This is a genomic window from Streptomyces sp. NPDC099050, from assembly GCF_044759865.1.
Taxonomy (GTDB): Bacteria; Actinomycetota; Actinomycetes; order Streptomycetales; family Streptomycetaceae; genus Streptomyces.
Genome location: NZ_JBIWAE010000002.1, coordinates 16,564 through 39,086 on the forward strand (window position 1 = coordinate 16,564; position 22,523 = coordinate 39,086).

A 22,523-nucleotide genomic window follows, 5' to 3' on the forward strand; every position below is an offset into this window, starting at 1 on the left:
CGGTGTCCGCCGAGCGTGGCAAGCCCGTCCGCGCCTGTCTTGTCGAAATCGGCACGGCCCGAGAAAGGGCCGCTCCCGCCGGATCCGGCAAGATCCGGAAGGCCCTAGCGGACCAGCGCGAAGGTGGTGGCCGCCACGGCCGCGCCCACCGCGGTGCCCGCGATGACCTGGGCCGGGGTGTGGTCCTTCAGCTCGACCCGGGACCAGCCGACGACGGCGACCAGCGGGTAGGCGAGCAGCAGCCAGGGCCCGTAGGTCATCGCGAGCATGGCGACGCTCCCGGAGGAGACGGCCGCGTGCACGCTGATCTTCCAGGCGGGGGTGACGGCGAGCAGGGCCGCGAGGGTGACCAGCATGGCCGCGATCAGCGCGATCATCGTGCGGGGCGAGCCGAGGAGCGCCATCAGCGCTATGCCGGTGGCGACCGAGCCGATGATGAACACCATCACGACGATGCGCTGTTGCCGCTGGCCGACGTGCCGGTCGGCCCAGCGGCCGCGCCGGATGCCGTACTTGATGAAGGCCAGCGGGATGACGGCGGCGAACAGGCAGCCGAGGAGCCCCCAGCCGATCCCGGCGAGGCCGGCGGTGTGCCAGCCGATCAGGAGGGTGTCGGCGATGATCCAGGTCTTGGGATCGAGCCCGTCGGTGATCAGGCGGGCGGACCGGGACCCGGTGGGCTGCGGGGTGAGCGTGGTGGTCATGCCGTGGCCTCCTGGCTGGTCTCGGTGAGGAACGCGTCGGCCACGGAGGAGTGGTAGATCCGGGCGAGCTGGATGAGGCGCAGTACTTCGGCGGCGAAGTCGAGGTCGTCGATCCCGACGGTGGCCGCCGGCTCCTGGGCGCCGCGCGGCGGCAGCACGCCGCGGGCCTTGGCCTCGCGGGCCGCCCGCATCCGGAGGGCTTCGGCCGCCGGGCTCGTCGCCGGGTCGAAGCCCGCCTCGAGGGCGGCGCGGTGGGCGCGCTCGCGGACCTCGTGGGCGGTGTAGGCGTCCAGAGTCAGGGCGGCGTCACGGATCTCGATCACCCGGCGGTACAGCCGCAGGCGCGGACTGCGCAGGAGGCCCGCCTTCAGGACGATGTCGGGGGTGACCGCGGTCAGGTCCTGCCAGAGCGGCTGGAGTTGCCGGTGGTGGCGGCCGTCCTGGACGGTGCGCCAGGCCACGCCGAAGGCGGGGATGCTGCTCCCGATGAGGATGAAGCCGATCGCCAGGTACTTCAGCGCGTCGGTGACGCCGTCGACCGCGAGGTCGCTGGTCTCGTCCGTGAGGCCCGCGAGGCGGCTCGCGATGTACCCGGCCCGCAGCAGGGTGTAGAGCACGCCGACGGCGGTCCCGATGCCCATGAGGCGGACACCGGTGCGCAGCCACAGGGCGCTGGCGTGCCGGGCGCTGCCCCAGAAGAGCCAGGTGGCGGTGGCCATGGCTATGCCGAGGTAGACGACGAAGAGGAGGTAATAGACCGTGGCCCAGCCGTTGCCGGCGGTCTCCTCGAAGAAGTCGGTCATTTCGTGGGGCCGCGGGACGAAGAAGACGAAGAGCACCGCCATGGCCGTCATCGCGGTCAGGGCGGCGTAATGGCGGACGCGCAGCCGGCGGCCGGTCTCCGGCCGGGCGATGGCGACGACGAAGTCGACGACCGCGCCGGCCGCGATCATGCCCAGCCAGTGCTTGACGAGGGTGGAGAGGTTGTTGACCCCCGCCCAGTCGTCCAGGGTGCGCATCACGCCGGGGAGGCGGAGCGTCATGGAGACGGTCAGGGCGGCGAACGCCGCCCACAGGGCCCGCTGTTTGACCGAGCGGACGGCTGAGGGGGCGCGCCAGAGCGTCACCGTCCAGAGCATGACCAGGATGGCGATTTCCAGGTGTTTCACTTCACGACCACGTGTTTCGAACGGGGTGCCCGAGGGCGTCATGGAGGCGTACGAGACGGTCCTCGGCCTCACTGTCACTGGAGGTCGACTGCGTCGTGCGGTAGCGGCCGGCCCGCTCGTGGATGAGCGTGGCCAGGGTCTCCGCCTGCCGCTCCTGTGGGCTGGCGAACTTGCTCCGCCCCATGAGGTGTGCCAGCCGGTCGATGTCGAGGCCGAGTTCCTCGTCGATGGATTCGGTCCTGCGCGCCACGCTCCGGATCCGGGCGGCCTCGGTGCGGATGATCGAGGCCACGGGCAGTTCGGGGCGGTCGATTCCGGAGACGGCCGTGTGCGTGCGCGTCAGCAGGCGCTGGAAGTGCTCGGAGGCCCGGGCGATCTCCCGCTCCGACGGCTGTTCGGGGATGTCGAGTTCGGGAGCGACGTGGCCGAGCAGCATGTGCGAGATCTCGTGGAGGACGATCTGCACCTTGAGGATCTCGGCCGCGACGGCGTCGTAGAAGACGAGGTCGGCGACGTCCAGTCCGAGCCAGATCCCGCAGGGCAGGGCCGGGTCGGGGGGTCCGTCGAGGGGCAGCAGGATCAGTGGCCTGCCGCGCTGTGCGGCTATGCCCTCGCAGAAGGCTTCCAGGTCGAACGGCCGGGGGATCGCGAGCCGGTCCGCGACGGCGGCGCACTCCGCGTCGGCGCGCTTCCACCAGCGCATGGTCGCCCTCCCCGCCCCTCGTCGCCCAGTCCGCACACCTGATCGGGTTTGAGAGTAACCGGAAGCGCAGCGGGGGCTAAGGGACGGCGGATCGGTGGCCGGAATACGGCTACCGGGGTGCAGGGCATGGCTGATTCCGCGCCTCGGGGCTCCCCTTCGTGCCTCAGGACTCCTTGCCGCGACGGCGGCGGGGCTTCACATCCGGAAGCCCTTCGGCCTTCCGGAGCTGCTTGATCAAGCCGGTGACGGAGCGCATGGACCCGGCGGACAGCCCGCTCAACCGGAAGGCCGCGGCCTTCACCTGCTCGTCCTCCAGGACCTGGGCGAACTCGTCGGCCGCCGCGGCCTTGCCCATCTCCTCGCGCAGGCGCGCGATCCGTTCCTCGATCCGGTGCTCGATCGCCTGGGCGTTCTCGCCGTCGGCCAGGTACCCGACGGTGACGCCGAAGAAGTTGGCGATCGCGCGGATCGAGTCGATGCCCGGATTCGGGTTGTTGTTCAGGCGGATGGTCTGGACCGTGCCGTGCGAGACGGAGGGGCCGGACAGCTTCTTGGTGCCTTCGGCGATCTCTTGGTACGTGTACGGACCGCGGCCCGCCGGGTGGATCGTCTCGATCAAGAAGCCGAGGCGGTCACCCATGGTGTCCAGCCGGCCGGTGGGGGTCTCCTCACCCATCACCGTCACTGCTCCCGTCTGCTGCTGGATCGTGTAGTCCAGTACTAAATCAACACCGGCATTATCTACCTGCCTAGATGGCTTTCGCCACACAGTGCAACGAACCCCGTCTACCCAGCTAGCGGACCCGTCGGAATGTGACCCACGTCATATTGCCCGCGGGGCACCCCGCAGAGCCTTGACAGGGCGTGTGTGCGGCGGCGTATCTTCGTCCAGCCGTCTAGCGCGCTAGACGGATCGGCGCTCAAACGCCGGACGCAGGGCGTCTAGCGGACTGAGTGGCCGGAGCGCTCGCTCATGGGCTGGGGTACGGGGGTCCTCAGCCCGGGGCGGGCGAACCGCTCGCCGACGGGAGCCGACGCCCGTCGGCGGGGCCCGGCGGAATCCAACGGGGGAGCCGCCGCCGGGCCGCACGGTCCGGCCGCGACCCGGGACGCGATCCGAGGCGCGCCCCGGGTCGCGTCCGCCCTGTGCCGGCGGGCCTAGCCGGTCAGCATCACGCTGCTGACCCGGCCCCGCATGCGGTCCAGGGCCGAACCGGGTGCCAGCCCGCCCCGCAGCAGGACGAACCGGGACGGGGGCAGTCCCGTCATCGCCTTCACCTCGCGGCTCAGGTGCGCCTGGTCGTGGTAGCCGCACACCGCCGCCACCTGTGCGGCCGCCGTTCCGGCCGCCAGCATCCGCAGCGCGTGCTGCAGCCGGAACACCCGGGCCATGGCCTTGGGGGACAGGCCCACCTGTTCGCGGAACCGTGCCCGTACGGTACGGGCGCTCCACCCCGTCGCCGCGCTCACCCGGGTCAGGGAGCGGGCGTCGGCCCAGAGCCCGGAGAGGGCTCCGGCGACCTCGGGCGCGCAGGAGGGGCCGGCGTCGAGGCGGGCGCAGAAGAGGGCGTCCAGCAGGGCGAACCGCTCCGTCCACGAGGGGAGCGCCTGGAGCCGTTCGGTGAGGTGGTGGCCCTGCCGTCCGAGCACCTCCACCAGATCCACGTGGGCGTCCTCGAAGTGCCACATCGGGATGCCGAACAGTCGGTAGCAGCCCTGAGGGGTCATGTTCACCTCCAGCCCGTGCACCACTCCCGCGTGCAATCCGATCGCCGGCACCGTGCGCGGGCCGCTGATCATGGCCCGGGCGGCGGGCCGCAGTTGGGCCGGGGCGAGGTTCTCCGTACGGGAGATCCACAGGCCCTCGGAGAAGCTGAACACCAGCGTCACGCAGCCGGTGGGCAGCTCCAGCCGGCGCCTCGGGGCGGTGAACTCGGTGTGAAAGCCCGTGTAGTTGATGATGAGCGGTCGCAGCGCGGGGGCGGGCGGGCGGCGGCGCGCCGACCGGCTGCCCGCGGCGCTGGTGGGCATCGTGCGTGCGTCGAAGGCATCGACCGAGCTCATGGCCGGCCCCTCCCCCCGCTGTTGCGCGGCCGGTGCTACCGCGCGGTCGGCCGATGATGGCAGGTCACGGGGTGCGATGGCCAGAGTCGTCCGGCAGCGGTTCCGATCCGCCGCCCCTGTCGGCGGGCCGGGCCGTGATGTCAGGATGCGTGCATGACAGAGATCATCAAGGGGGGAAACCTTCCGCTCGGCGGCGAACCGATGCGCGTCGCCGTCGTACGCCGCGACGGCGGGCCCGGCTCGCCGGCGGTCGACGCGGCCGCGCTGCTCGTCGGGGCGGACGGCAAGGTGAGGGGCCGGGGCGACCTGGTGTTCTACAACCAGCCCGAGCACGCGGCCAGCTCCGTACGGCTGTTGGGCGAAGCCCGGGGGGACGGCGGGGTCACCGCCGACTGGCTGGAGATCGACCCCGGACGCGTCGAGCCGTCCGTGGAGCGGATCGTGGTCGCTGCGTCCTGTGACGGCGGGACGTTCGGGGAGGTCGCGGACCTGTACCTGCGGGCGGTCTCCGAGGCCACCGGGGAGCAGCTCGCGCTGTACGCCGTGGAGGGCGCGACGACGGAGACCGCGATCCTGCTCGGTGAGTTCTACCGCAGGGACGGGGGATGGAAGTTCCGCGCGGTGGGGCAGGGCTACGCGTCCGGACTGCCGGGCCTGGCCGCCGACTTCGGCTTCACGGTGCCCGAGGATCCCGAGGATCCCGAGGAGGAGCTCGAGGAAGGGGAGCCCGCCCCGGCGGCCTTCCCGGACCGGCTCCCGCTCCCGCCGCCCCTGCCGGAGCCCGCGGCGCCGACCGCTCCCGCGGCCGTGCCCGCGGCCGTGCCCGCTCCCGCGGCTGTGCCCGCAGCCGCGCCCGCGCCGCCGCCCTTCCGGCTCCCGCCCGCGGAGTCCGCGCCGCAGCCGTCCGACGGCGTGGAGAAGACGGCCGGCCCCGCCCCGGCCGCCACCGTGCCGCTCCCGGCCGAGCCGGTCGGGGTGGTGTCGGGTCGGAGCAACGCGCTCCCCGTCGACTTCGGGAAGGAGTTCCCGGAGGTCCGGTACTCCGGCCGGGGCCGCGAGGTCATCGAGGTCGACACCCCGCTTCCGCGCGGCTTCGTGGTGGTCGACCTGGTCAAGGAGGCCGAGGGGTACGTGCGCGTCACCGTCCTGGACCGCGGCTCGGACAACGGCAGGCAGATCATGGCCAGCGTGCTCGACGACCTGCGCGGCCGGACCGTCTTCCGCCACGGGGGCAAAGCCGCGATCCGGCTGGAGGTGGACACCTTCCAGTGCGCGTGGACGATCACTCTGCGGCCGGTGACGGTCCTCCACGAGCTCGACGGGCGGATCGAGGGACGCGGGCCGGACGTACTGGCCTACTCCCGCTACATCGACCACATCAAGGTCAGGCACCTCGGCAGGGGGGACGAGCGGGGCTACATGTCGGTCCATGCCGTCCGGAAAAACGACAACCGCGAGCTGGTCTTCGAGCGCGAGAGCCGGGGCCGCAACACCGTCGAGGTGCCCATGAACCCGCGGCTCCTGGTGATCGACGCGCCCGGCGCCTGGTCCGTCGAACCCGCCGAGCTGAGCGCCATCGGCTTCTGGATCCGCAACCGCTGACGGCCGGCCGCTGAGCGCGAACCGCGGCGGGGCATCCACGGCGATGCCCCGCCCCGGTTCCGAAGGAACCTAGTGCCGTGGCCGGAAAGGTTCACCGTGTCGCGACGCCCGGCACGGCACCTCGCCGCGTTGTCGGACCGAGCCGGTACGTCCAGTACGAGGCACGGCCCTCCGCCTTGCGATGCACCGCACCGGACGCCGCGACCCGGCAAACCTTTCCGGCCACGGCACTAGACCGGTGCGAAGAGCACCTTCGCCCGACCCGGGTCCGCCTCCGTCAGCCGGACCCTGATCCGTTCGCCCAGCGGCAGCTCCGCCGACGTGGACTCCACGCGGCCGATCACCGCGGGCTCCTCCAGGTGGACCGTGCCGACCAGCGGCTCCCGGTCCTTGACGTCGATGACCGTCGCTTCGAAGGTCTCGCCGACGCGGTCCTTGAGCAGCGCCGCCTCCACCAGGTCCACGGACTCCCGCTCCGCCGAGTTCGCCAGCCGGGTCCCGGCCGCCATCTCCTTCGGCAGGGCGTCGAGCGCCTCCCTTACCCACCCGGGGGGTTCGGTCCCGGCCGCGGCGGCCACGCACAGCTCGCCCGTGTACCGGTCGACGAGCCGGCGCAGCGGCGCGGTGCAGTGGGCGTACGGGGCCGCGACCGCGGCGTGCAGGACGGGGTCCGGGGTCTCGCCGCCGGTGAAGACGGTGTACCCGGCGCCGCGCAGCAGGGCCGTGCACTCCTGGAGGAAGGCGGCGTGGGCCGGCCGGTGCGGATCGAGCCCGCGCACGAGCGCCGCGTACGGGACGTGGTGCGGCCAGTCGATCCGCAGGGCCTTCGCCGCCCGGCGCAGCCGCCCGACGGCTCCGTCGGGAGCGGTCGGCAGCGTCCGTAGGATGCCCGTCCCGGCGGCGAGCATCAGGTCGGCGGCGGCCATGCCGGTCAGCAGGGAGATCTGCGCGTTCCAGCCGTCGGCCGGGAGCGGGGCCCGGTAGGCCAGGCTGTACGAGCCCTCGTGCTCGACGATCTCCTGCTCGGGCACGCTGAGCGAGATCCCCCCGCGCTCCGCCTCCAGGGCCTCGCGCAGCCTTCCGATGTCCTTCAGCAGGGCGAGCGGTTCCTCCGCGGTGCCCGCGTCGATGGCCTTCTGGACGCCGTCGTAGTCGAGCTTGGCCCGGCTGCGCACGAGCGCGCGGCGCACATCGGTGCTCTCCACCCGCCCCTCGGCGTCCAGGTCGAGCCGCCACAGCAGGGCCGGGCACGTCTGGTCGGGGAGCAGGCTGGCGGCGCCCTCCGAGAGCACCGGCGGGTGCAGGGGGACCTTCTCGTCGGGGAAGTAGAGGGTGGTGACCCGGCGGTGGGCCTCGGCGTCGAGTGGGCCGCCGGGGGTGACGTAGGCGGCGACGTCGGCGATGGCGTAGTGGACCCGGTAGCCGCCGGAGGCGCGCTTCGCCAGGTGCATGGCCTGGTCCAGATCGCGCGAGGCCGGCGGATCGATCGTGAAGAAGGGGATGTCGGTGGCGTCGGAGTCCGGCAGGCGGGGGTCGCGCACCGCCCGCTCGGCCTCGGCGAGTACCGGTGCCGGGAACTCCTCCGGCACCTCCAGCTTCGTCCTCAGTTCACGCAGCGCGGCCCGCAGAGCAGCCCCGTCTGCGCCGGTCATGATCATGTGACGGCGTGGCATGAGCCGAGCCTATGGCCGGTGGGCCCGGGCGGCACGGCGAGGCCGGTGGGCCCGGGCGGCACGGCGGGCCGTCTACCCTGGTCGGGGGCCGCACCCCCGTCGCTGTGCCGTGCCCGTCGAAGGAGAACCACCGTGCTCGTGTTGCTGCCGCCGTCCGAAGGAAAGGCCGCCGGCGGCTCCGGCGCACCGCTGAAGCCGGAGACGCTCTCGCTGCCGGGGCTGGCCGCGGCCCGGGCGGCGGTGCTGGAGGAGCTGGTCGAGCTGTGCGTGGGCGACGAGCTGAAGGCCCGCGAGGTGCTCGGCCTGAGCGAGGGCCTGCGCGGTGAGGTCGCCAAGAACGCGGAGCTGCCGACGGCGGTCGCCCGCCCGGCCGGGGAGATCTACACGGGCGTCCTGTACGACGCGCTGGGCCTGTCGACCCTCACACCGGCGGCGGCGTCGCTGGCCGCGGAATCCCTGCTGGTCTTCTCGGGCCTGTGGGGAGCGGTCGGGGTCGAGGACCGCATCCCCTCCTACCGCTGCTCGATGGGCGTGAAGCTGCCGGGGCTGGGGGCGCTGGGCGCGTTCTGGCGCGAACCGATGGCCGCGGTGATGCCGGAGGCGGCGGGCGACGGCCTGGTCCTGGACCTGCGGTCCTCGGCGTACGCCTCCGCGTGGAAGCCGAAGGGGGAGGTGGCGGGGCGCACGGCCACGGTCCGGGTGCTGCACTCCCAGAAGGTGGACGGGGTGGAGAAGCGGTCGGTGGTGAGCCACTTCAACAAGGCCACCAAGGGCCGCCTGGTCCGCGACCTGCTGTCGGCGGGCGCGGTCCCCGAGACCCCGGCGGAGCTGGTGACGGCCCTGCGCGACCTGGGCTTCACCGTGGAGGCCGAAGCCCCCGCGAAGCCGGGCAAGGTCTGGTCCCTCGACGTGGTCGTCACCCAGATCCACTGATCCGCCGTCACCCGGGGCGGTCCCGAAGCGTCGGCCTAGCGGCCTAGCGGCCTAGCGGCCAGGCGACCGTGGCGGGGGTGTGGTCCGAAGCGCCGGCGTAGGTGGCGCACGCGTCCGTGAGGGTTTCCAGCAGGGTCAGCGGATCGACGAGCGGATGCTCCATGCCGCGGAGCCAGGACACCGAAAGGTCGCCGGGCAGTGCGGCCGGCGGCACCAGGACGTAGCTGCCCCGGCAGTGCCAGCGCAGTCCGGGGTGCTCGTCCATCGTCTCGGGGTGGCAGTCCAGTTCGCAGGGCCACCACTCGTCCTCGTCCTCGGGCGTGCCCCGGGTCGCGGTGAAGAAGAGCATCCGGGCCTGGTCTCCCGTACCGCCGGACTCGGCGACCGGGCCGACCTCGATGCCGGCGGCCAGCAGGCGTTCCAGTGCGCTGTGGCCGGCTTCCAGGGGGACGTCCAGTACGTCGTGGACCATGCCCGTCGCGGTGATGAAGTTGGCCGCGGGCTGGTTGCGGGCCCAGCGTTCGACCTGTGCGCGGTCCGTCGTGGACTGCGTCTGCCAGGCGAAGGAGATGGGGTGTCGCGCGGGCGTCGGACAGCCGATCCGGTCGCACGAGCACCGGTAGCCGGCCGGATGGGCGGCGGGCGAGATCGGCAGACCCGCGGCGGCCACGGCCAGCAGCAGGGCTTCGCGTTCGCGCGCGGGGTCCTCGGCGTCGGGTTTGGGCTTGCGGCGCAGCCACTGGGAAATCCTGCTCTGCTCGCCGCGTGTGACGCGGCCCGACTCAGACCCCATCTATCCCCTCACCTACACCGTTGCCCCGGTAGACCCTCACATGTTCCCACCATCCTGGGCGCCGGGTGACCGCACCCCCCGACCAGGGTTCCCACATAACCATAGAAATCGGCCATATGTTCTCGGCCATCAGGAGGTCATGACTTATCCCACCCGGCCCCGCCCCCGCCCAGCACCGCGTCCACCAGCGCATCCGCGTACGCGTGCGTGAGCGGCGCCGTGCGCAGCAGCCAGCGGTAGGTCAGAGGTCCGAGCAGCATTTCGACGGTCAGCCGCAGGTCGGTGTCCGGCGGGAGCTGCCCGGCCTCGCGGGCCGACCGCAAACGCTCCTCGTACAGCGCGAGCTGGGGTTCCAGCAGCTGCTCCGTGAAGCGCGCCCCCAGCTCGGGGTCGGTGGCGCCGGCCGCCATCAGGGCGCGCGAGGGGGCCGCGTACCGCTCGTCGGCGAACTCGTCCACCGTCGCCCGCAGTACGTACTTCAGGTCGGCGGCCAGGTCCCCGGTGTCGGGGAAGCCGGTCCAGGTCCCCTCGGACTGCGCGTCCCCGGCGAGCGTGACCGAGGCGTCCAGCAGCACCGCGGCCTTCGACGGCCACCAGCGGTAGATCGTCTGCTTGCCGACTCCGGCGCGGGCGGCGATGGCCTCGATGGTCAGCTTGTTGTAGCCGACCTCCCCCACCAGTTCGAGCGCCGCGTCCAGGATGGCCCGCCGCGAGCGGTCGCTGCGGCGCGTGGCGTCCGGGGACCGGGGGGCGGAGGCGGGGCCGGAACCGGGGCCGGAACCGGAACCGGGGCCGGAACCGGGGTCAGGGAGGGGGCTGGAGCTCATTTCGGAAACTTATCAACTCCGAACCACTCGACTTTCGGCCGTTCGGGAAACCACCCAATCAGTTCACTGCGCCGTTCCCGCCGAGGAGGGACGATTCTCTTCTCATCACCGTGAGGAGCCTTCATTGCGCAGAGACGCCACACCCCGGCGTTACCTGATGTGCCCGCCCGCGCACTTCAAGGTCACGTACTCCATCAACCCGTGGATGGACCCCACGAAACCGGTGGACCTGCCCCTGGCCATGGCCCAGTGGGAGGACCTCCGCGACCGGTACGTGGCCCTGGGCCACACCGTCGAGACCCTCGTCCCCGACCGGGGATTGCCCGACATGGTCTTTGCGGCGAACGGCGCCCTCGTCGTCGACGGCCGGGTGCTGGGCGCGCGGTTCGCCTACCCCGAGCGGGCCGCCGAGGCGGAGATCCACCTCGACTGGTTCCGGAACAACGGCTTCGGTGACGTCCACGAGCCGTCCCACGTCAACGAGGGCGAGGGCGACTTCGCCGTCACCGCCACCTACCTCCTGGCGGGCCGGGGCTTCCGCTCCAGCCCGCTCTCGCACGACGAGGCCCAGGAGTTCTTCGGCCGCCCGGTCATCGGTCTCGACCTGGTCGACCCGCGCTACTACCACTTGGACACGGCCCTGTCCGTGCTCGACGGCGACGAGGTCATGTACTACCCGGACGCCTTCTCCGAGGGCAGCCGGGCCGTACTGCGCCGGCTCTTCCCCGACGCGCTGATCGCGCGGGCCGAGGACGCGGCCGCCCTCGGGCTCAACGCGGTCTCCGACGGCCGGCACGTGCTGCTCCCGCAGGAGGCGACCGGACTCTTCGCCCCCCTGCGGGAGCGGGGGTTCGAACCGGTCCCCATGGACCTGGGGGAGCTGCTCAAGGGCGGCGGCAGCGTGAAGTGCTGCACGCAGGAGCTGAGGCCCTAGCCGGCCGCGGCGGGTGGCGCCCCCGCACGGGGACCGGGCCTCCTACGGGCTCAGGCCCCCTGCGGGGGCGGCCACTCCTGGCCCCAGTCGGCGTCCCGGGCGGCCTTGTACAGGTCCCCGTGGCGCTTGGTCACGTTGACCTTGGTCTGCCCCTCGGCCTCGGGTCCGCACAGCTCCAGCAGGACCAGCCCCTTGCGGAGCTGCGGCCTGCGCGTGATCCGGGAGGCGGCCGGCTCCACCGGAAAGCGGGTGGCGGCCACGTAGCTGAACTTCTCGTCCTCGTAGGACAGGGAGCCGCCCTTGACCTGGCGGTGCAGGGAGGACCGGCTGACCCGCGCCGAGAAGTGGCACCAGTCCTTGCCGACCTGGATCGGGCAGGTCCCGTCGTGCGGGCACGGGGCGGCGACCTGGAACCCGGCCCCGATCAGCTGGTCGCGGGCCTCGCGGATGCGCAGGTAGCCCTCCGGCGTGCCCGGCTCGACCACCACCACGGCCTGACCGGCGCGCGCCGCCTCGGCGACGACCTCGCCGCGGGCCTCGGGGGTCAGTTCGCCCAGGACGTAGGAGACCGTCACCAGGTCCGCCGCGGGCAGGGCCGTCCCCGCCCCGATGACGCTCTGGCGCCATTCGGCGGCCCGCAGGGTGGGGGAGGAGGAGGCCGCGGCCAGCTCCTTGCCGAGGACCAGGGCCGGGTCCGCCCAGTCCAGTACGGCCGTCTCGCGCGGCCCGCCCCAGACGGAGTCCGCCGCCCAGGCCGCGGCTCCCGTGCCGCCGCCCACGTCCACGTGCGAGGCCGGGGACCAGCCCGGGGCGGCCTCGGCGAGCCCGTCCAGGGCGGACCGTACGGCCTCGAAGGTGGCGGGCATCCGGTACGCCGCGTACGCGGCCACGTCGGAGCGGTTGCGCAGGACCGGGGTGTCGGTCGGGATCTGGCCGCGGTAGTTGGCGATCAGCCGCTCCACGGCGGCCGTGGCCTGCTTCTGCGGGAGGCCTTCGAGCAGCCCGGCGAGGGCGCTGCGCAGGGTTTCGGCGGTGGTGGTGGCGGTGTCGTTCACCCGCCAAGTTTACGGGGCGGGGGACGGGCCCGGACCGGGGCCGAAGCCCCGGCCCGGACCCGGACGGTCAGCTCGCCGTCGCGGTCGCCGTCGCCGTCGGCGGGCTGGTCCGCCACGGGCGGCACAGGGCGACGAAGCAGAGGACCGACAGGAAGGCGCAGGCGGCCTGGACCAGGGCCATCGGTACCGCCGTGTCCTCGCCCGCGATGCCGACCAGGGGGGAGGCCACGGCTCCGACCAGGAAGGAGGAGGTGCCGAGCAGGGCGGAGGCCGAGCCGGCCGCGTGCGGGGCGCGCATCAGGGCCTGCGCGTTGGTGTTGGGCAGCACCAGGCCCATGGCGGACATCAGGACGAACAGTCCGGCGCAGATCGCGAAGAGCCCGACCTCGCCGAAGACCCCGGCGGTCATGAGGAGCAGGGCGACCGAGGCGGCCGTGATGACCGCGAGCCCGTACCCCAGGACCTTGTCCAGGCTGACCCGGCCGACCAGTAGCTTGCCGTTGATCTGGCCCACCGCGATCAGGCCGAGGGAGTTGACGCCGAACAGCAGGCTGAAGGTCTGGGCCGAAGCACCGTAGATCTCCTGCACGACGAACGGCGAGGCGGAGATGTACGCGAACAGCGCCGCGAAGGCGAAGCCGCCGGCCAGCGTGTAGCCGGCGAAGACGCGGTCGGCGAACAGTCCGCGCATGGTCCGCAGCGCGGCGCCGACGCCGCCGGTCTGGCGCCGTTCGGGCGGCAGGGTCTCGCCGAGCTTGCGCCAGACCAGGAGGGTCAGCAGGGCCCCCACGACGGTGAGGACGACGAACACCCCGCGCCAGTCGGCGAAGCGCAGCACCTGGCCGCCGATGAGCGGGGCGATGATCGGCGCCACGCCGGATATGAGCATCAGGGTGGAGAAGAACCGGGCCATCTCGACCCCGTCGTACAGATCGCGTACGACGGCCCGCGCGATCACGATCGCGGCGGCGCCGGCCAGGCCCTGGAGCAGCCGGAAGGCGATCAGCAGCTCGACGGTCGGGGCGAAGGCGCAGATGGCGGTGGCCAGGACGTAGACGACCATGCCGATGAGCAGGGGGCGGCGGCGGCCCCACTTGTCGCTCATCGGGCCGATCACCAGCTGACCGAGGGCCATGCCGGCGAGGCAGGCGGTGAGGGTGAGCTGGACGGTCGCGGCCGGGCTGTTCAGGACCTTGGTCACCGTCGGCAGGGCCGGCAGGTACATGTCCATGGACAGCGGGGGGAGGGCGGTGAGTCCGCCGAGGATGAAGGTGACGAGCAGTCCCGTCCGGCGGGCGGCCGTCAGGGGAGGTGTGGTGGTGAGGGGGGAGGGATTCGCGGGTGACGAATCCTTCGAGGGCGCTGTCGCGTGGCCTCGCTCCGGCATACGGAACTCCAGTCTTTTTATCGTGTCTTCACACCCCCTGATCACCCCATGTTCTCAGCAATCGGAACGTCCCGGAGCCGATGCGCCGTGTGACGTAGCCTGCGGCCCCATGAACGCACGCGTGAAGCAGATCGCCGTAGTGACCGGAGCCGGATCCGGGATCGGCCGTTCCGTGGCCCTCACCCTCGCCGCCGCCGGATGGGCCGTGGCGGTGGCCGGCCGCAGGAGCGGGCCGCTGGAGGAGACCGCCGAGGCCGCCAGGGCCGCCCACCCGGACGCCGAGGTGCTCTGCGTCCGGGCCGACGTCAGCGACCCGGACGACGTGGCCGCACTGTTCGAGACCGTCCGGGAGCGCTACGGGCGGGTCGACCTGCTCTTCAACAACGCGGGCACCTTCGGCCCGGCCGGCGTCGCGCTGGAGGACATCTCCTACGAGGCCTGGCGCTCGGTGGTCGACGTCAACCTCACCGGCTCCTTCCTCTGCGCGCAGGCGGCCTTCCGGGTGATGAAGGCCCAGGACCCGCAGGGCGGCCGCATCATCAACAACGGCTCCATCTCGGCGCACGTGCCCCGGCCGAACTCGATCGCGTACACCGCGACCAAGCACGCCATGACCGGCCTGACGAAGTCCCTGTCGCTGGACGGACGTCCGTACGGGATCGCGTGCGGGCAGATCGACATCGGCAACGCGGCCACCGAGATGACCGAGCGGATGCAGACCGGGATCACGCAGGCCAACGGACAGCTCGCGGTGGAGCCCGTCATGGACGCGGCCGACGTGGCGCGCACGGTGCTGCACATGGCGGAGCTCCCGCTCGGGGCGAACGTGCAGTTCGCGACGGTGATGGCGACCGCGATGCCCTACATCGGGCGCGGCTGACCCGTTGCGCACCCGGCCCGGGGCCCGCTTCCGAGGCCCTCCTCGGGCCCGCCCGCTCTCGACCTGCGAAAACGCACCGGATCCGGGAATGCGGGCCACGGGGGGCGCCGTTGAGTCGATCATGACTGACGTACTGCGCTACACCGCCTTCTCCGACGACCCGGCCGGCGGCAACCCCGCCGGTGTCGTCCTCGACGCCGCGGGCCTCGACGAGGCCGCCATGCTGAAGATCGCCGCCGAACTGGGCTACAGCGAGACGGCCTTCCTCACCGCCCCGCCCGAGGGCCTGGGCGGGGAGCCGGGCAGGGCCTTCACCGTGCGCTACTTCAGCCCCAAGGCGGAGGTCCCCTTCTGCGGGCACGCCACCGTGGCCACCGCCGTGGCCCTGGGCGAGCGGATCGGCCCGGGCGAGCTGGTCCTCGCGACCCGCGCGGGCACGGTGCCGGTGTCGGTGACCCGGGAGGACCCGGTGACCCGGGAGGACCCGGTGACCCGGGAGGACCCGGTGACCCGGGAGGACGGGGCGGGCGGCCTGCGCGCCACCCTGACCAGCGTCGAACCGCACACCGAGGACCTGGACCCGGCCGACCTCGCCGAGGCCCTGGCCGCGCTGGACTGGCCGGCCGCCGACCTGGACCCGGCGTTCCCGCCGCGGATCGCCTACGCCGGAGCCCGCCACCTGGTGCTCGGCGCCGCCACCCGCGCCCGGCTCGCGGACCTCGCCTACGACTTCGACCGGCTGGAGGCGCTGATGCTGCGCCTCGACCTCACCACCGTGCAGCTCGTCCACCGGGCGGGCCCGGCGGAGTTCCACGTACGCAACCCCTTCCCGGTCGGCGGCGTCGTCGAGGACCCGGCGACCGGCGCGGCCGCGGCCGCCTTCGGGGCGTACGCCCGCGAGCTCGGCCTCGTCCCGGACGAAGCCGTCCTGACCCTCCACCAGGGCGCCGACATGGGCCGCCCCGGCGTGCTCACCGTCGAGCTGCGCTCCGGCGACACCCGGGTCCGGGTGGGCGGAGCGGGCGCGCTGATCCCGTAGTGCGGCCAAACGGTGGAGGCCGCGCGGACCAGGTCCGCGCGGCCTCCACCGGCATCCGTCAGGAGCTGCTCGGCGCGGACTCGGGCTCCGGCTTCGGCTCCGTGCGCTTGACCAGCGACGGCGCCAGGAACAGGGCGAGCACCGGGACCAGGTACAGGGCCCACACGATGACCTGGAGCACGGTCGGGTCCGGCTGGAAGTTGAAGGTGCCCTTGAGCAGGGTCCCGTACCAGCTGTCCGGCGGGATCGTCTCGCTGATGTCGAAGGCCTTGTTGTTCAGCCCCGGCAGGAAGTCGGCCTCCTGGAGGTCGTGGACGCCGTACGCGAGCACGCCCGCGGCGACCACGACCAGCATGGCGCCGGTCCACGTGAAGAACTTCGACAGGTTGATCCTCAGCGCGCCCCGGTAGAACAGCCAGCCCAGCAGGATCGACGATCCGATGCCGAGCAGCACGCCGATCAGCGGGCCCGCGCCGTCACCGGCCGCGTGCACCGAGCGCCACACGAACAGCGAGGTCTCCAGGCCCTCCCGGCCGACGGCCAGGAACGCCGTCGCCACCAGCGCGCCGGTGCCCATCGAGAGGGCCGCGTCGAGCTTGCCGTGGAGCTCCGCCTTCAGGTGCCGCGCGGTGCGCTTCATCCAGAAGACCATCCAGGTGACCAGGCAGACCGCGACGATCGACAGGGTGCCGCCGATCGCCTCCTGTGCCGTGAAGGTCAGTTCCTGCGTGCCGAATTCGAGGCCGGCGCCGAAGGCCAGGGACAGGGCGGCGGCCAGGCCGACGCCCAGCCACAGCGGCCCCAGCTTGGCCTTGTTCCCGGTCTTGACCAGGTAGGCGATGAGGATGCAGACGACGAGGCTGGCTTCCAGCCCCTCGCGCAGCCCGATCAGATAGTTGCTGAACACTTCGGTTCTCCCGGTCCCTTACGCGAACAGCGTCCGGCCCCACCAGTCGTCCTTGTCGCGGACGCCCGGCGGGACGGCGAAGACGGCCGAACCCACGTGCTGGATGTATTCGTTGAGGACGTCGGACTTCGCCAGGCTGCGCTGCACCGGGACGAAGCCCGTGCGCACGTCGCGCTGGTAGGCGAGGAAGAACAGGCCCGCGTCGAGCCGGCCCAGTCCGTCCGTGCCGTCGGTGAAGGAGTAGCCGCGGCGCAGCATCATCGCGCCGTTGTTGGTGTCCGGGTGCGCGAGACGGACGTGCGCCTGCGGCTTCATCGCCTTCAGGAACGGCTCGTCGCGCTCCTTGGACTTGCCGACGGGGGCACCCTCGCCCTTGTCGCGGCCGAAGATGTCCTCCTGCTCACCCAGGGACGTGCGGTCCCACGTCTCGATGTTCATCCGGATCCGGCGCGCCACGAGGTACGAGCCGCCGGTCAGCCAGTCGCTGCCGTCGCCGGCGCCGACCCACACGTGCTTGTCCAGGGCGGCCTCGTCGGTGCCCGAGATGTTCCGGGTGCCGTCCTTGAAGCCCATCATGTTGCGCGGGGTCTGCTCGTCGGGCGTGGTCGAGGAGGTCTTGCCGAAGCCCAGCTGCGACCAGCGCACGGCCGTCTTGCCGAAGCCGATGCGGGCGAGCTGGCGGATGGCGTGCACCGCGACCTGCGGGTCGTCGGCGCAGGCCTGCACGCACAGGTCGCCGCCGGAGCGGGCCAGGTCGAGGTTGTCGCCGGGAAAGAGCTCCAGGTCGATCAGGGCGCCGGGGCGCTTGCCCTCCAGGCCGAAGCGGCCCTTGGCGAACAGGTCCGGCCCGAAACCGATGGTCAGGGTGAGGCGGGAGGCCTTGAGACCCAGCGCCTCGCCCGTGTCGTCCGGCGGGGCCTCGGGGAGGCCGCCGTAACCGCCCTCGCCGACCGGATGTCCGGCCGTCATCAGCCGGGCCGCCTCGGTCCAGTCCTTGAGGAGCCGGACCAGTTCGGCGCGGTCCTTCGTCTTCACGTCGAAGGCGGCGAAGTGCAGGCGGTCCTGGACGGCACTGGCGATGCCGGCCTGGTGCTCACCGTGGAACGGCACGGCCGCGCCGGCCGAGGCCGCCGAGACCAGGTCGGGGCCCGAGTTCAGGGCGATGGCCGTACCGCCGGCCGCCGCCGCGCCGAGCGCGAGGCCCGCGCCGCCCCAGCCGAGGACGGCCCGGCGCGAGGGCGCACCCGAGCCCGGGACCGTCTGCTCCGGCGCGCCTTCGGGCGCGACGAGCGCGTCGCCCTGTGCGGGCTGCTGCCCGGACACCGACTCGCTCATGTGAGGTTCTCCCGCCTGCTCTGCTGTTCCGGAGTTACTTCGCGGCCGCGGCGGCGAGCTTCGAAAGCGGCTCGGCCAGCGCGTTGACGCCGTCGGAGAGCTCCTTGCGCTCGGCCTCGCCGACCTTGTCGTACGAGACGAACTCGTAGGCGGCCTTGTTCGGGCGGTACTTCTCCAGCAGGTTGTTCAGCGCGGCGAACTGCTTGTCCAGCTCGGCGGTGAGCGCGGGGTCGGTCGTGGAGGTGACCGGCTTCAGCAGCTCGTACGCCTTCTCCGCACCCTCGACGTTGGCCTTGAAGTCGACCAGGTCGGTGTGGCTGTAGCGCTCTTCCTCACCCGTCACCTTGCCGGTGGCGACCTCGTCGAGGAGCTCCTTGGCGCCGTTCGCCATCGAGGTGGGGGTGATCTCCGCCTGGCCGACCTTCTTCTGCCACACGGCCAGGTCGGCCATCAGGGTCTCGGCGAGCTTCTTGTCCGCGTCGTCGATCTTGTTGCCCTCGAAGAGGGACTTCTCCAGCTTGTGCCAGCCGGTCCAGTCCTTCTCCGGGTCCTGGCCGGCCTCCAGGCCGTCCTCGCGGAGGTCGACCTTCGGGTCGATGTCGCCGAAGGACTCGGCGACCGGCTCGGTGCGCTCCCAGCCGATGCGCGAGGGGGCGTACGCCTTCTTCGCGGCCTCGACGTCGCCGGCCTTGACCGCGTCCGCGAAGGCCTGCGCCTTGGGGATGGTCTCGTCGGCCTGCTCCTGCACGTACTTGCGGTACGCGGCGACCGCGGCGTCGGCCTCGGGGCTGCGCTTCACGGCGGCGCCCCCGCCGGTGGCCTTGACCTGCTGGCGGATGCCGTCGCCCTTCATGCCGGGCTTGCAGGCGATCTCGTAGTCGCCCGCCTTGAGCTCGGCGGTGATGGTGGCCTTGGTGCCGGGGCCGATGTTCTCGCGCTCGGTGACGATGCGGTCGTCGGGGAACAGGACGTAGAGCTCGGTGACCTTGGAGCCCTTGTTCTCGACCTCGATGGTGACCTTGCCCGCGGGGAACTCCTTGAGGGAGACCTCGCAGGCGGAGTCGGAGGCCGCCACCTTGATGGTGCCGTCGCCGGACGCGTCGCTCTTCTCGGAGCAGCCGGTGACCGCGGTGAGGGCGGCCGCGACGGCTGCCGCGGTGACGACGGTGAGGCGGACGGGGCGCATGGGGGGCTCCTGGCGGTCTGGCGTTCGGCAGACGACCGCCCCGATCGGGTGGGGGCGGCCGGTGAGGCGGACCTAACTTAACCGAGGCTTACCTGACCCATACCCGCGCGTCCAGTGATACGGCCCACACATTCCGGGGCCGGACACGGGGCCGTCACGGGCGCCCCACGCCACCCCCATGTGCGGGTCAAGCCGAGGTCAAGCCCGGGCGACCGGTCCGTACGGCGGACTGCTCTCCTGCGGGCGGCTCCGGCTCGCCGTCCCGTACGGGGACCACCAGCGGCGCCCCGGTGCGCGGGTGCGGGAGCACCTCCACCGGCTGGCGGTAGACCCGGCTCAGCAGCCCGTCCTCGAACACCTCCGCGGGCGGGCCGTCCACCGCGATCCGGCCGTCGTGCAGCACGGCGACCCGGTCCGCGTACGCCGCCGCCAGGCCCAGGTCGTGCAGGACCACGACGACCCCGTCCCCGGCCGCCGCCCGCTCCCGGCAGATCCGCAGCACCAGTTCCTGGTGGCGCAGGTCCAGCGCCGCCGTCGGCTCGTCCAGCATCAGCAGCGGGGCACCCTGGGCCAGTACGCGGGCCAGCGCGACCCGGGCCCGCTCGCCGCCCGAGAGCCCCGAGAACGGGCGGGCCGCGAAGCCCGTCACCTCGGTGGCGGCCATGGCGGCGGCCACCGCCTCCTCGTCGGAGCCAGCCGCCTCGGTGCCCGCCCAGGGGGCGCGGCCCATCCGTACGACGTCCTCCACGGGGAAGGGGAAGGCCAGTTCGGCCGATTGGGGGAGCACCGCCCGGCGCAGGGCCAGCTCGGGGGCGGCCCAGTCGCCCATCGGCCGGCCGTCGATCCGCACCTCCCCGGAGGCGGCCGGCAGGTCCCCGGACAGGGCCGCCAGCAGCGTGGACTTGCCCGCGCCGTTCGGCCCGACCAGGGCCAGCACCTCCCCGGCCCGCACGGTCAGCCCGATCCCGGCGAGCACCTCGCGCCCGCCGAGCCGAACGCGCAGGTCCGTTGCCTCGGCGAGCGGCGCGCCCGGGGCGGGCCGGGCGGGCACGGTGCGCCCGTTTCCGCGCAGGCGGAGTGCGGCGAGGCCGGAACGCAGCCGGACGCTCATGCCCAGCCTCCTTGCTTGCGGCGGGTGCGGCGCAGCAGCCAGAAGAAGAACGGGCTGCCGAGCAGGGCGGTCAGGACGCCGAGCGGCAGTTCGGCGGGCTGGGCGAGGGTCCGGGCGGCCAGGTCCCCGGCGACCAGCACCACGGCTCCGGCGAGCGCGCTGCCGGGCACCAGGAAGCGGTGGCCCGGACCGTTGGCCATGCGCAGCAGGTGCGGCACGAGCAGCCCGACGAAGGTGATGATCCCGGCCACGGCCACGGCCGCCGCCGTCAGCAGCGCGACGACCAGGATCAGCGCGAGGCGCAGCCGCTCCACGTCGACGCCGAGGTGACGGGCGGGACGCTCGCCGAGGGACAGCAGGTCCAGCTTGCGCGCGTAGAAGGGGGCGATCAGGAGGCCGGCGAGGGCGCAGGGCAGGACGGCCAGCACCTTGGGCCAGGTGGCCTGGGCGAGGGAGCCGAGCTGCCAGAAGGTGATCTGGTTCACCTGGCCGCTGTCCGCGAAGAAGATGAACAGGCCGATCAGGGCGCCCGCGAAGGCGTTGACGGCGATGCCGGTCAGGATGAGGGTGACCACCTCGGTCCGGCCGCCGTTGCGGGACAGCAGGTACACGGCTCCGACGGTGATCAGCCCCGCGAGGAACGCGCAGGCGGTGATGGTCCAGTTGCCGAAGAAGCTCAGGCCCAGCCCGATCGCGGCGACCGCGCCGACGGCCGCGCCCGCCGAGATCCCGATGACCCCGGGCTCGGCCAGCGGATTGCCGAACACCCCCTGCATCAGCGCCCCGGCGCAGCCGAGGGCGGCCCCGACGAGCAGGGCGAGGACCACGCGGGGCAGCCGTACGTTCCACAGCACGCTCTCCCCGACCCGGTCGAGGGCGGCGCCCCCGAGGCCGAGGCGGTGCTGCACCGACCCGATCACCTCCCCGAGCGGGATCTCGTACGCCCCCACTCCGGCGGAGACCAGAGCGAGCAGGACGAGGACGGAGGCCAGCGCGCCGGTGAGCCAGGCGGAACCCCACCGCCGCCGGGGCGGTGCGCCGGCGGCGGTGGGCAGGGCCCGGGACGCCGCCCGCCCGGGAGCGGGAAGGGGGTCCGCTCCGGGCGGCGTCCCGGGGGCTCGGTCGTACTTGAGGGACACGTCAGGAGGCCTTGCCGTAGAGCTGGGTGATGAGGGAGGTCAGCACCTGGTCGGTGCGCGGACCGTAGTTGAGCAGCACCCCGTCGTCGACGGTGACCACCCGCCGGTCCATGCCCGCCGGGGTCTGGGCCACGCCCGGGATCTTGACCAGCCCGTCCACGCCGCCGACGGACTCCAGGCCCTTGGCCATGACCAGGATGGCGTCGGGCGCGGCGGCCGCCAGGGCCTCGCTCGTGATCGGGGTGAAGTCCTTGCCGAGCCCCGACTCCGGGCCGGTGTCCACCGCGCCGGCCGCTTCGAGCAGGGAGCCGGCGCCGGAGTCGGAGCCGCCCATCAGGTAGACGGAGGCGGTGCCGCGCAGGTAGAGGAAGGCCACGCGCGGCTTCTTGCCCGAGGCGGGCAGGGCCTTGCGGGCGGCGGCGATGCGGTCGGCGGTGCGCTGGTTCAGCTGCGCGCCGGCCTCCTTGACGCCCAGCGCGGCGGCGACGGTGTCGGTCCGCTTCGCCACGTCGTCCAGGGACTTGGCCGGGGCCACCACGAGCAGCGGGACGCCGGCGTCGCGGATCTGCTGGATCGCCTCGGCGGGGCCGGAGGTGGTCTCGGCCAGCACCAGGGTCGGACGCAGCGACAGCACGCTCTCGGCGGAGACGTCGTGGCCCCGCGTCACCACGGGCAGGTCCGCCGCCTGTTCGAAGGTGGCGGTGATGTCCTTGGCGACGACCTTGGGGCCGAGTCCGAGGGTGTACACGATCTCGTTGAGGCCGCCCGTCAGCGGGATCACCCGCTCCGCCGAGGTGACGGTGACGGGCACGCCGTCCGCCGAGGCCACGGTCGCCGGGAGCGCGGGCGCGGGCGCCTGCGCGAGCGGCTCCACCCGGTCCGGGAGGGCCGGGGCTCCGGCTCCGGCGGTGGGGGAGGGGGCGGCCGTACCTCCGCAGGCGCTCACGCCGAGCGCCAGGACCACGGAGGTCAGGGCGACGGCGAAGCGGGACACGCGGGTTGACGCGGCGGGCGTAGGCACGAAGGCACCGTCCTGATCGTCCGACTGGGAGTTGGGCCCGGATCTCGTGGTTCCGGAGGTT

Annotated in this window: 20 protein-coding genes and 1 pseudogene; 5 read left to right on the forward strand and 16 right to left on the reverse strand. The window is 72.9% G+C overall.

Annotation, left to right across the window (positions count from 1 at the left end):
• Positions 1-104: 104 nt before the first annotated feature.
• The 5 genes from ACIQV3_RS03115 to ACIQV3_RS03135 form a co-directional block, all read right to left on the reverse strand.
• On the reverse strand, positions 105-704 hold the full coding sequence (locus ACIQV3_RS03115; RefSeq protein ID WP_403709207.1) for a hypothetical protein: 600 nt from the start codon (positions 702-704) through the stop codon (positions 105-107).
• On the reverse strand, positions 701-1,873 hold the full coding sequence (locus ACIQV3_RS03120) for an MAB_1171c family putative transporter (RefSeq protein ID WP_403709209.1): 1,173 nt from the start codon (positions 1,871-1,873) through the stop codon (positions 701-703). The genes ACIQV3_RS03115 and ACIQV3_RS03120 overlap by 4 nt, the downstream gene beginning before the upstream one ends.
• Before the next feature lies 1 nt (position 1,874).
• Complete coding sequence (locus tag ACIQV3_RS03125; protein WP_403709211.1) at positions 1,875-2,576, reverse strand: hypothetical protein; 702 nt, start codon at positions 2,574-2,576, stop codon at positions 1,875-1,877.
• A gap of 163 nt (positions 2,577-2,739) precedes the next feature.
• Positions 2,740-3,252, reverse strand: a complete 513-nt coding sequence (locus ACIQV3_RS03130) for an XRE family transcriptional regulator (RefSeq protein ID WP_403709213.1) — start codon at positions 3,250-3,252, stop codon at positions 2,740-2,742.
• Between the two features lie 482 nt (positions 3,253-3,734).
• A complete protein-coding gene (locus tag ACIQV3_RS03135; protein WP_403709215.1) occupies positions 3,735-4,640 on the reverse strand; it encodes a helix-turn-helix domain-containing protein in 906 nt (301 codons plus the stop codon).
• A 153-nt stretch (positions 4,641-4,793) separates the two neighbouring features.
• Here ACIQV3_RS03135 and ACIQV3_RS03140 point away from each other — a divergent pair, with 153 nt between their 5' ends.
• Positions 4,794-6,242 (forward strand): TerD family protein, encoded by a 1,449-nt coding sequence (locus tag ACIQV3_RS03140; RefSeq protein WP_403709217.1) that lies wholly within the window; start codon positions 4,794-4,796, stop codon positions 6,240-6,242.
• A gap of 230 nt (positions 6,243-6,472) precedes the next feature.
• Here the strand turns inward: ACIQV3_RS03140 and ACIQV3_RS03145 are convergent, their stop codons facing one another.
• Positions 6,473-7,915, reverse strand: coding sequence for an RNB domain-containing ribonuclease (locus tag ACIQV3_RS03145; RefSeq protein ID WP_403709219.1), 1,443 nt, complete (start codon positions 7,913-7,915; stop codon positions 6,473-6,475).
• Positions 7,916-8,047: 132 nt separating this feature from the next.
• On the opposite strand from ACIQV3_RS03145, the gene yaaA reads away from it, so the two are divergent.
• Positions 8,048-8,848, forward strand: coding sequence for a peroxide stress protein YaaA (yaaA, locus tag ACIQV3_RS03150; RefSeq protein WP_403709221.1), 801 nt, complete (start codon positions 8,048-8,050; stop codon positions 8,846-8,848).
• A 43-nt stretch (positions 8,849-8,891) separates the two neighbouring features.
• On the opposite strand, the gene ACIQV3_RS03155 is transcribed toward yaaA, so the two are convergent.
• Positions 8,892-9,641 (reverse strand): bifunctional DNA primase/polymerase, encoded by a 750-nt coding sequence (locus tag ACIQV3_RS03155; RefSeq protein WP_403709223.1) that lies wholly within the window; start codon positions 9,639-9,641, stop codon positions 8,892-8,894.
• A gap of 137 nt (positions 9,642-9,778) precedes the next feature.
• Positions 9,779-10,468 (reverse strand): TetR/AcrR family transcriptional regulator, encoded by a 690-nt coding sequence (locus ACIQV3_RS03160; protein WP_403709225.1) that lies wholly within the window; start codon positions 10,466-10,468, stop codon positions 9,779-9,781.
• A gap of 115 nt (positions 10,469-10,583) precedes the next feature.
• Here ACIQV3_RS03160 and ddaH point away from each other — a divergent pair.
• Positions 10,584-11,402, forward strand: a pseudogene (gene ddaH / locus ACIQV3_RS03165) (dimethylargininase); the annotation flags it as partial.
• 50 nt (positions 11,403-11,452) lie between these two features.
• On the opposite strand, the gene ACIQV3_RS03170 reads toward ddaH, so the two are convergent.
• Both ACIQV3_RS03170 and ACIQV3_RS03175 read right to left on the reverse strand, forming a co-directional pair.
• On the reverse strand, positions 11,453-12,457 hold the full coding sequence (locus ACIQV3_RS03170) for a small ribosomal subunit Rsm22 family protein (RefSeq protein ID WP_403709227.1): 1,005 nt from the start codon (positions 12,455-12,457) through the stop codon (positions 11,453-11,455).
• A 67-nt stretch (positions 12,458-12,524) separates the two neighbouring features.
• Positions 12,525-13,844: a Bcr/CflA family multidrug efflux MFS transporter gene (locus ACIQV3_RS03175; protein WP_403709229.1), complete on the reverse strand. Its 1,320-nt coding sequence runs from the start codon at positions 13,842-13,844 to the stop codon at positions 12,525-12,527.
• Between the two features lie 109 nt (positions 13,845-13,953).
• On the opposite strand from ACIQV3_RS03175, the gene ACIQV3_RS03180 reads away from it, so the two are divergent.
• The gene (locus ACIQV3_RS03180) at positions 13,954-14,724 is read left to right on the forward strand and encodes an SDR family oxidoreductase (protein ID WP_403709231.1); all 771 of its coding nucleotides are present in this window, start codon (positions 13,954-13,956) and stop codon (positions 14,722-14,724) included.
• 121 nt (positions 14,725-14,845) lie between these two features.
• Positions 14,846-15,763: a PhzF family phenazine biosynthesis protein gene (locus ACIQV3_RS03185; protein WP_403709233.1), complete on the forward strand. Its 918-nt coding sequence runs from the start codon at positions 14,846-14,848 to the stop codon at positions 15,761-15,763.
• A 58-nt stretch (positions 15,764-15,821) separates the two neighbouring features.
• Here the strand turns inward: ACIQV3_RS03185 and efeU are convergent, their stop codons facing one another.
• From efeU to ACIQV3_RS03215, 6 genes are all read right to left on the reverse strand, one after another.
• Positions 15,822-16,670, reverse strand: a complete 849-nt coding sequence (efeU, locus tag ACIQV3_RS03190) for an iron uptake transporter permease EfeU (protein ID WP_403709235.1) — start codon at positions 16,668-16,670, stop codon at positions 15,822-15,824.
• A gap of 18 nt (positions 16,671-16,688) precedes the next feature.
• Positions 16,689-18,005 carry an iron uptake transporter deferrochelatase/peroxidase subunit gene (gene efeB / locus ACIQV3_RS03195; protein ID WP_403709237.1) on the reverse strand — a complete coding sequence of 439 codons (1,317 nt, stop codon included), beginning with the start codon at positions 18,003-18,005 and terminating at the stop codon, positions 16,689-16,691.
• A gap of 34 nt (positions 18,006-18,039) precedes the next feature.
• A complete protein-coding gene (gene efeO / locus ACIQV3_RS03200) occupies positions 18,040-19,191 on the reverse strand; it encodes an iron uptake system protein EfeO (protein ID WP_403709239.1) in 1,152 nt (383 codons plus the stop codon).
• Positions 19,192-19,378: 187 nt separating this feature from the next.
• A complete protein-coding gene (locus ACIQV3_RS03205; RefSeq protein WP_403709241.1) occupies positions 19,379-20,302 on the reverse strand; it encodes a heme ABC transporter ATP-binding protein in 924 nt (307 codons plus the stop codon).
• Positions 20,299-21,441, reverse strand: coding sequence for a FecCD family ABC transporter permease (locus ACIQV3_RS03210; protein WP_403709243.1), 1,143 nt, complete (start codon positions 21,439-21,441; stop codon positions 20,299-20,301). Before ACIQV3_RS03210 ends, ACIQV3_RS03205 begins: the two co-directional genes overlap by 4 nt.
• Position 21,442: 1 nt before the next feature.
• Complete coding sequence (locus ACIQV3_RS03215; RefSeq protein ID WP_403709245.1) at positions 21,443-22,462, reverse strand: hemin ABC transporter substrate-binding protein; 1,020 nt, start codon at positions 22,460-22,462, stop codon at positions 21,443-21,445.
• Positions 22,463-22,523 lie beyond the last annotated feature (61 nt).

What these genes read in the sequence shown, in the direction of transcription:
- ACIQV3_RS03130 (WP_403709213.1), bottom strand. Translation starts at nt 3,252, where the DNA reads ATGGGTGAGGAGACCCCCACCGGCCGGCTGGACACCATGGGTGACCGC.
- efeO (WP_403709239.1), bottom strand. Translation starts at nt 19,191, where the DNA reads ATGCGCCCCGTCCGCCTCACCGTCGTCACCGCGGCAGCCGTCGCGGCC.
- efeB (WP_403709237.1), bottom strand. Translation starts at nt 18,005, where the DNA reads ATGAGCGAGTCGGTGTCCGGGCAGCAGCCCGCACAGGGCGACGCGCTC.
- ACIQV3_RS03140 (WP_403709217.1), top strand. Translation starts at nt 4,794, where the DNA reads ATGACAGAGATCATCAAGGGGGGAAACCTTCCGCTCGGCGGCGAACCG.
- ACIQV3_RS03125 (WP_403709211.1), bottom strand. Translation starts at nt 2,576, where the DNA reads ATGCGCTGGTGGAAGCGCGCCGACGCGGAGTGCGCCGCCGTCGCGGAC.
- ACIQV3_RS03175 (WP_403709229.1), bottom strand. Translation starts at nt 13,844, where the DNA reads ATGCCGGAGCGAGGCCACGCGACAGCGCCCTCGAAGGATTCGTCACCC.
- ACIQV3_RS03180 (WP_403709231.1), top strand. Translation starts at nt 13,954, where the DNA reads ATGAACGCACGCGTGAAGCAGATCGCCGTAGTGACCGGAGCCGGATCC.
- ACIQV3_RS03155 (WP_403709223.1), bottom strand. Translation starts at nt 9,641, where the DNA reads ATGGGGTCTGAGTCGGGCCGCGTCACACGCGGCGAGCAGAGCAGGATT.
- ACIQV3_RS03160 (WP_403709225.1), bottom strand. Translation starts at nt 10,468, where the DNA reads ATGAGCTCCAGCCCCCTCCCTGACCCCGGTTCCGGCCCCGGTTCCGGT.
- ACIQV3_RS03145 (WP_403709219.1), bottom strand. Translation starts at nt 7,915, where the DNA reads ATGCCACGCCGTCACATGATCATGACCGGCGCAGACGGGGCTGCTCTG.
- ACIQV3_RS03135 (WP_403709215.1), bottom strand. Translation starts at nt 4,640, where the DNA reads ATGAGCTCGGTCGATGCCTTCGACGCACGCACGATGCCCACCAGCGCC.
- ACIQV3_RS03115 (WP_403709207.1), bottom strand. Translation starts at nt 704, where the DNA reads ATGACCACCACGCTCACCCCGCAGCCCACCGGGTCCCGGTCCGCCCGC.
- ACIQV3_RS03205 (WP_403709241.1), bottom strand. Translation starts at nt 20,302, where the DNA reads ATGAGCGTCCGGCTGCGTTCCGGCCTCGCCGCACTCCGCCTGCGCGGA.
- ACIQV3_RS03185 (WP_403709233.1), top strand. Translation starts at nt 14,846, where the DNA reads ATGACTGACGTACTGCGCTACACCGCCTTCTCCGACGACCCGGCCGGC.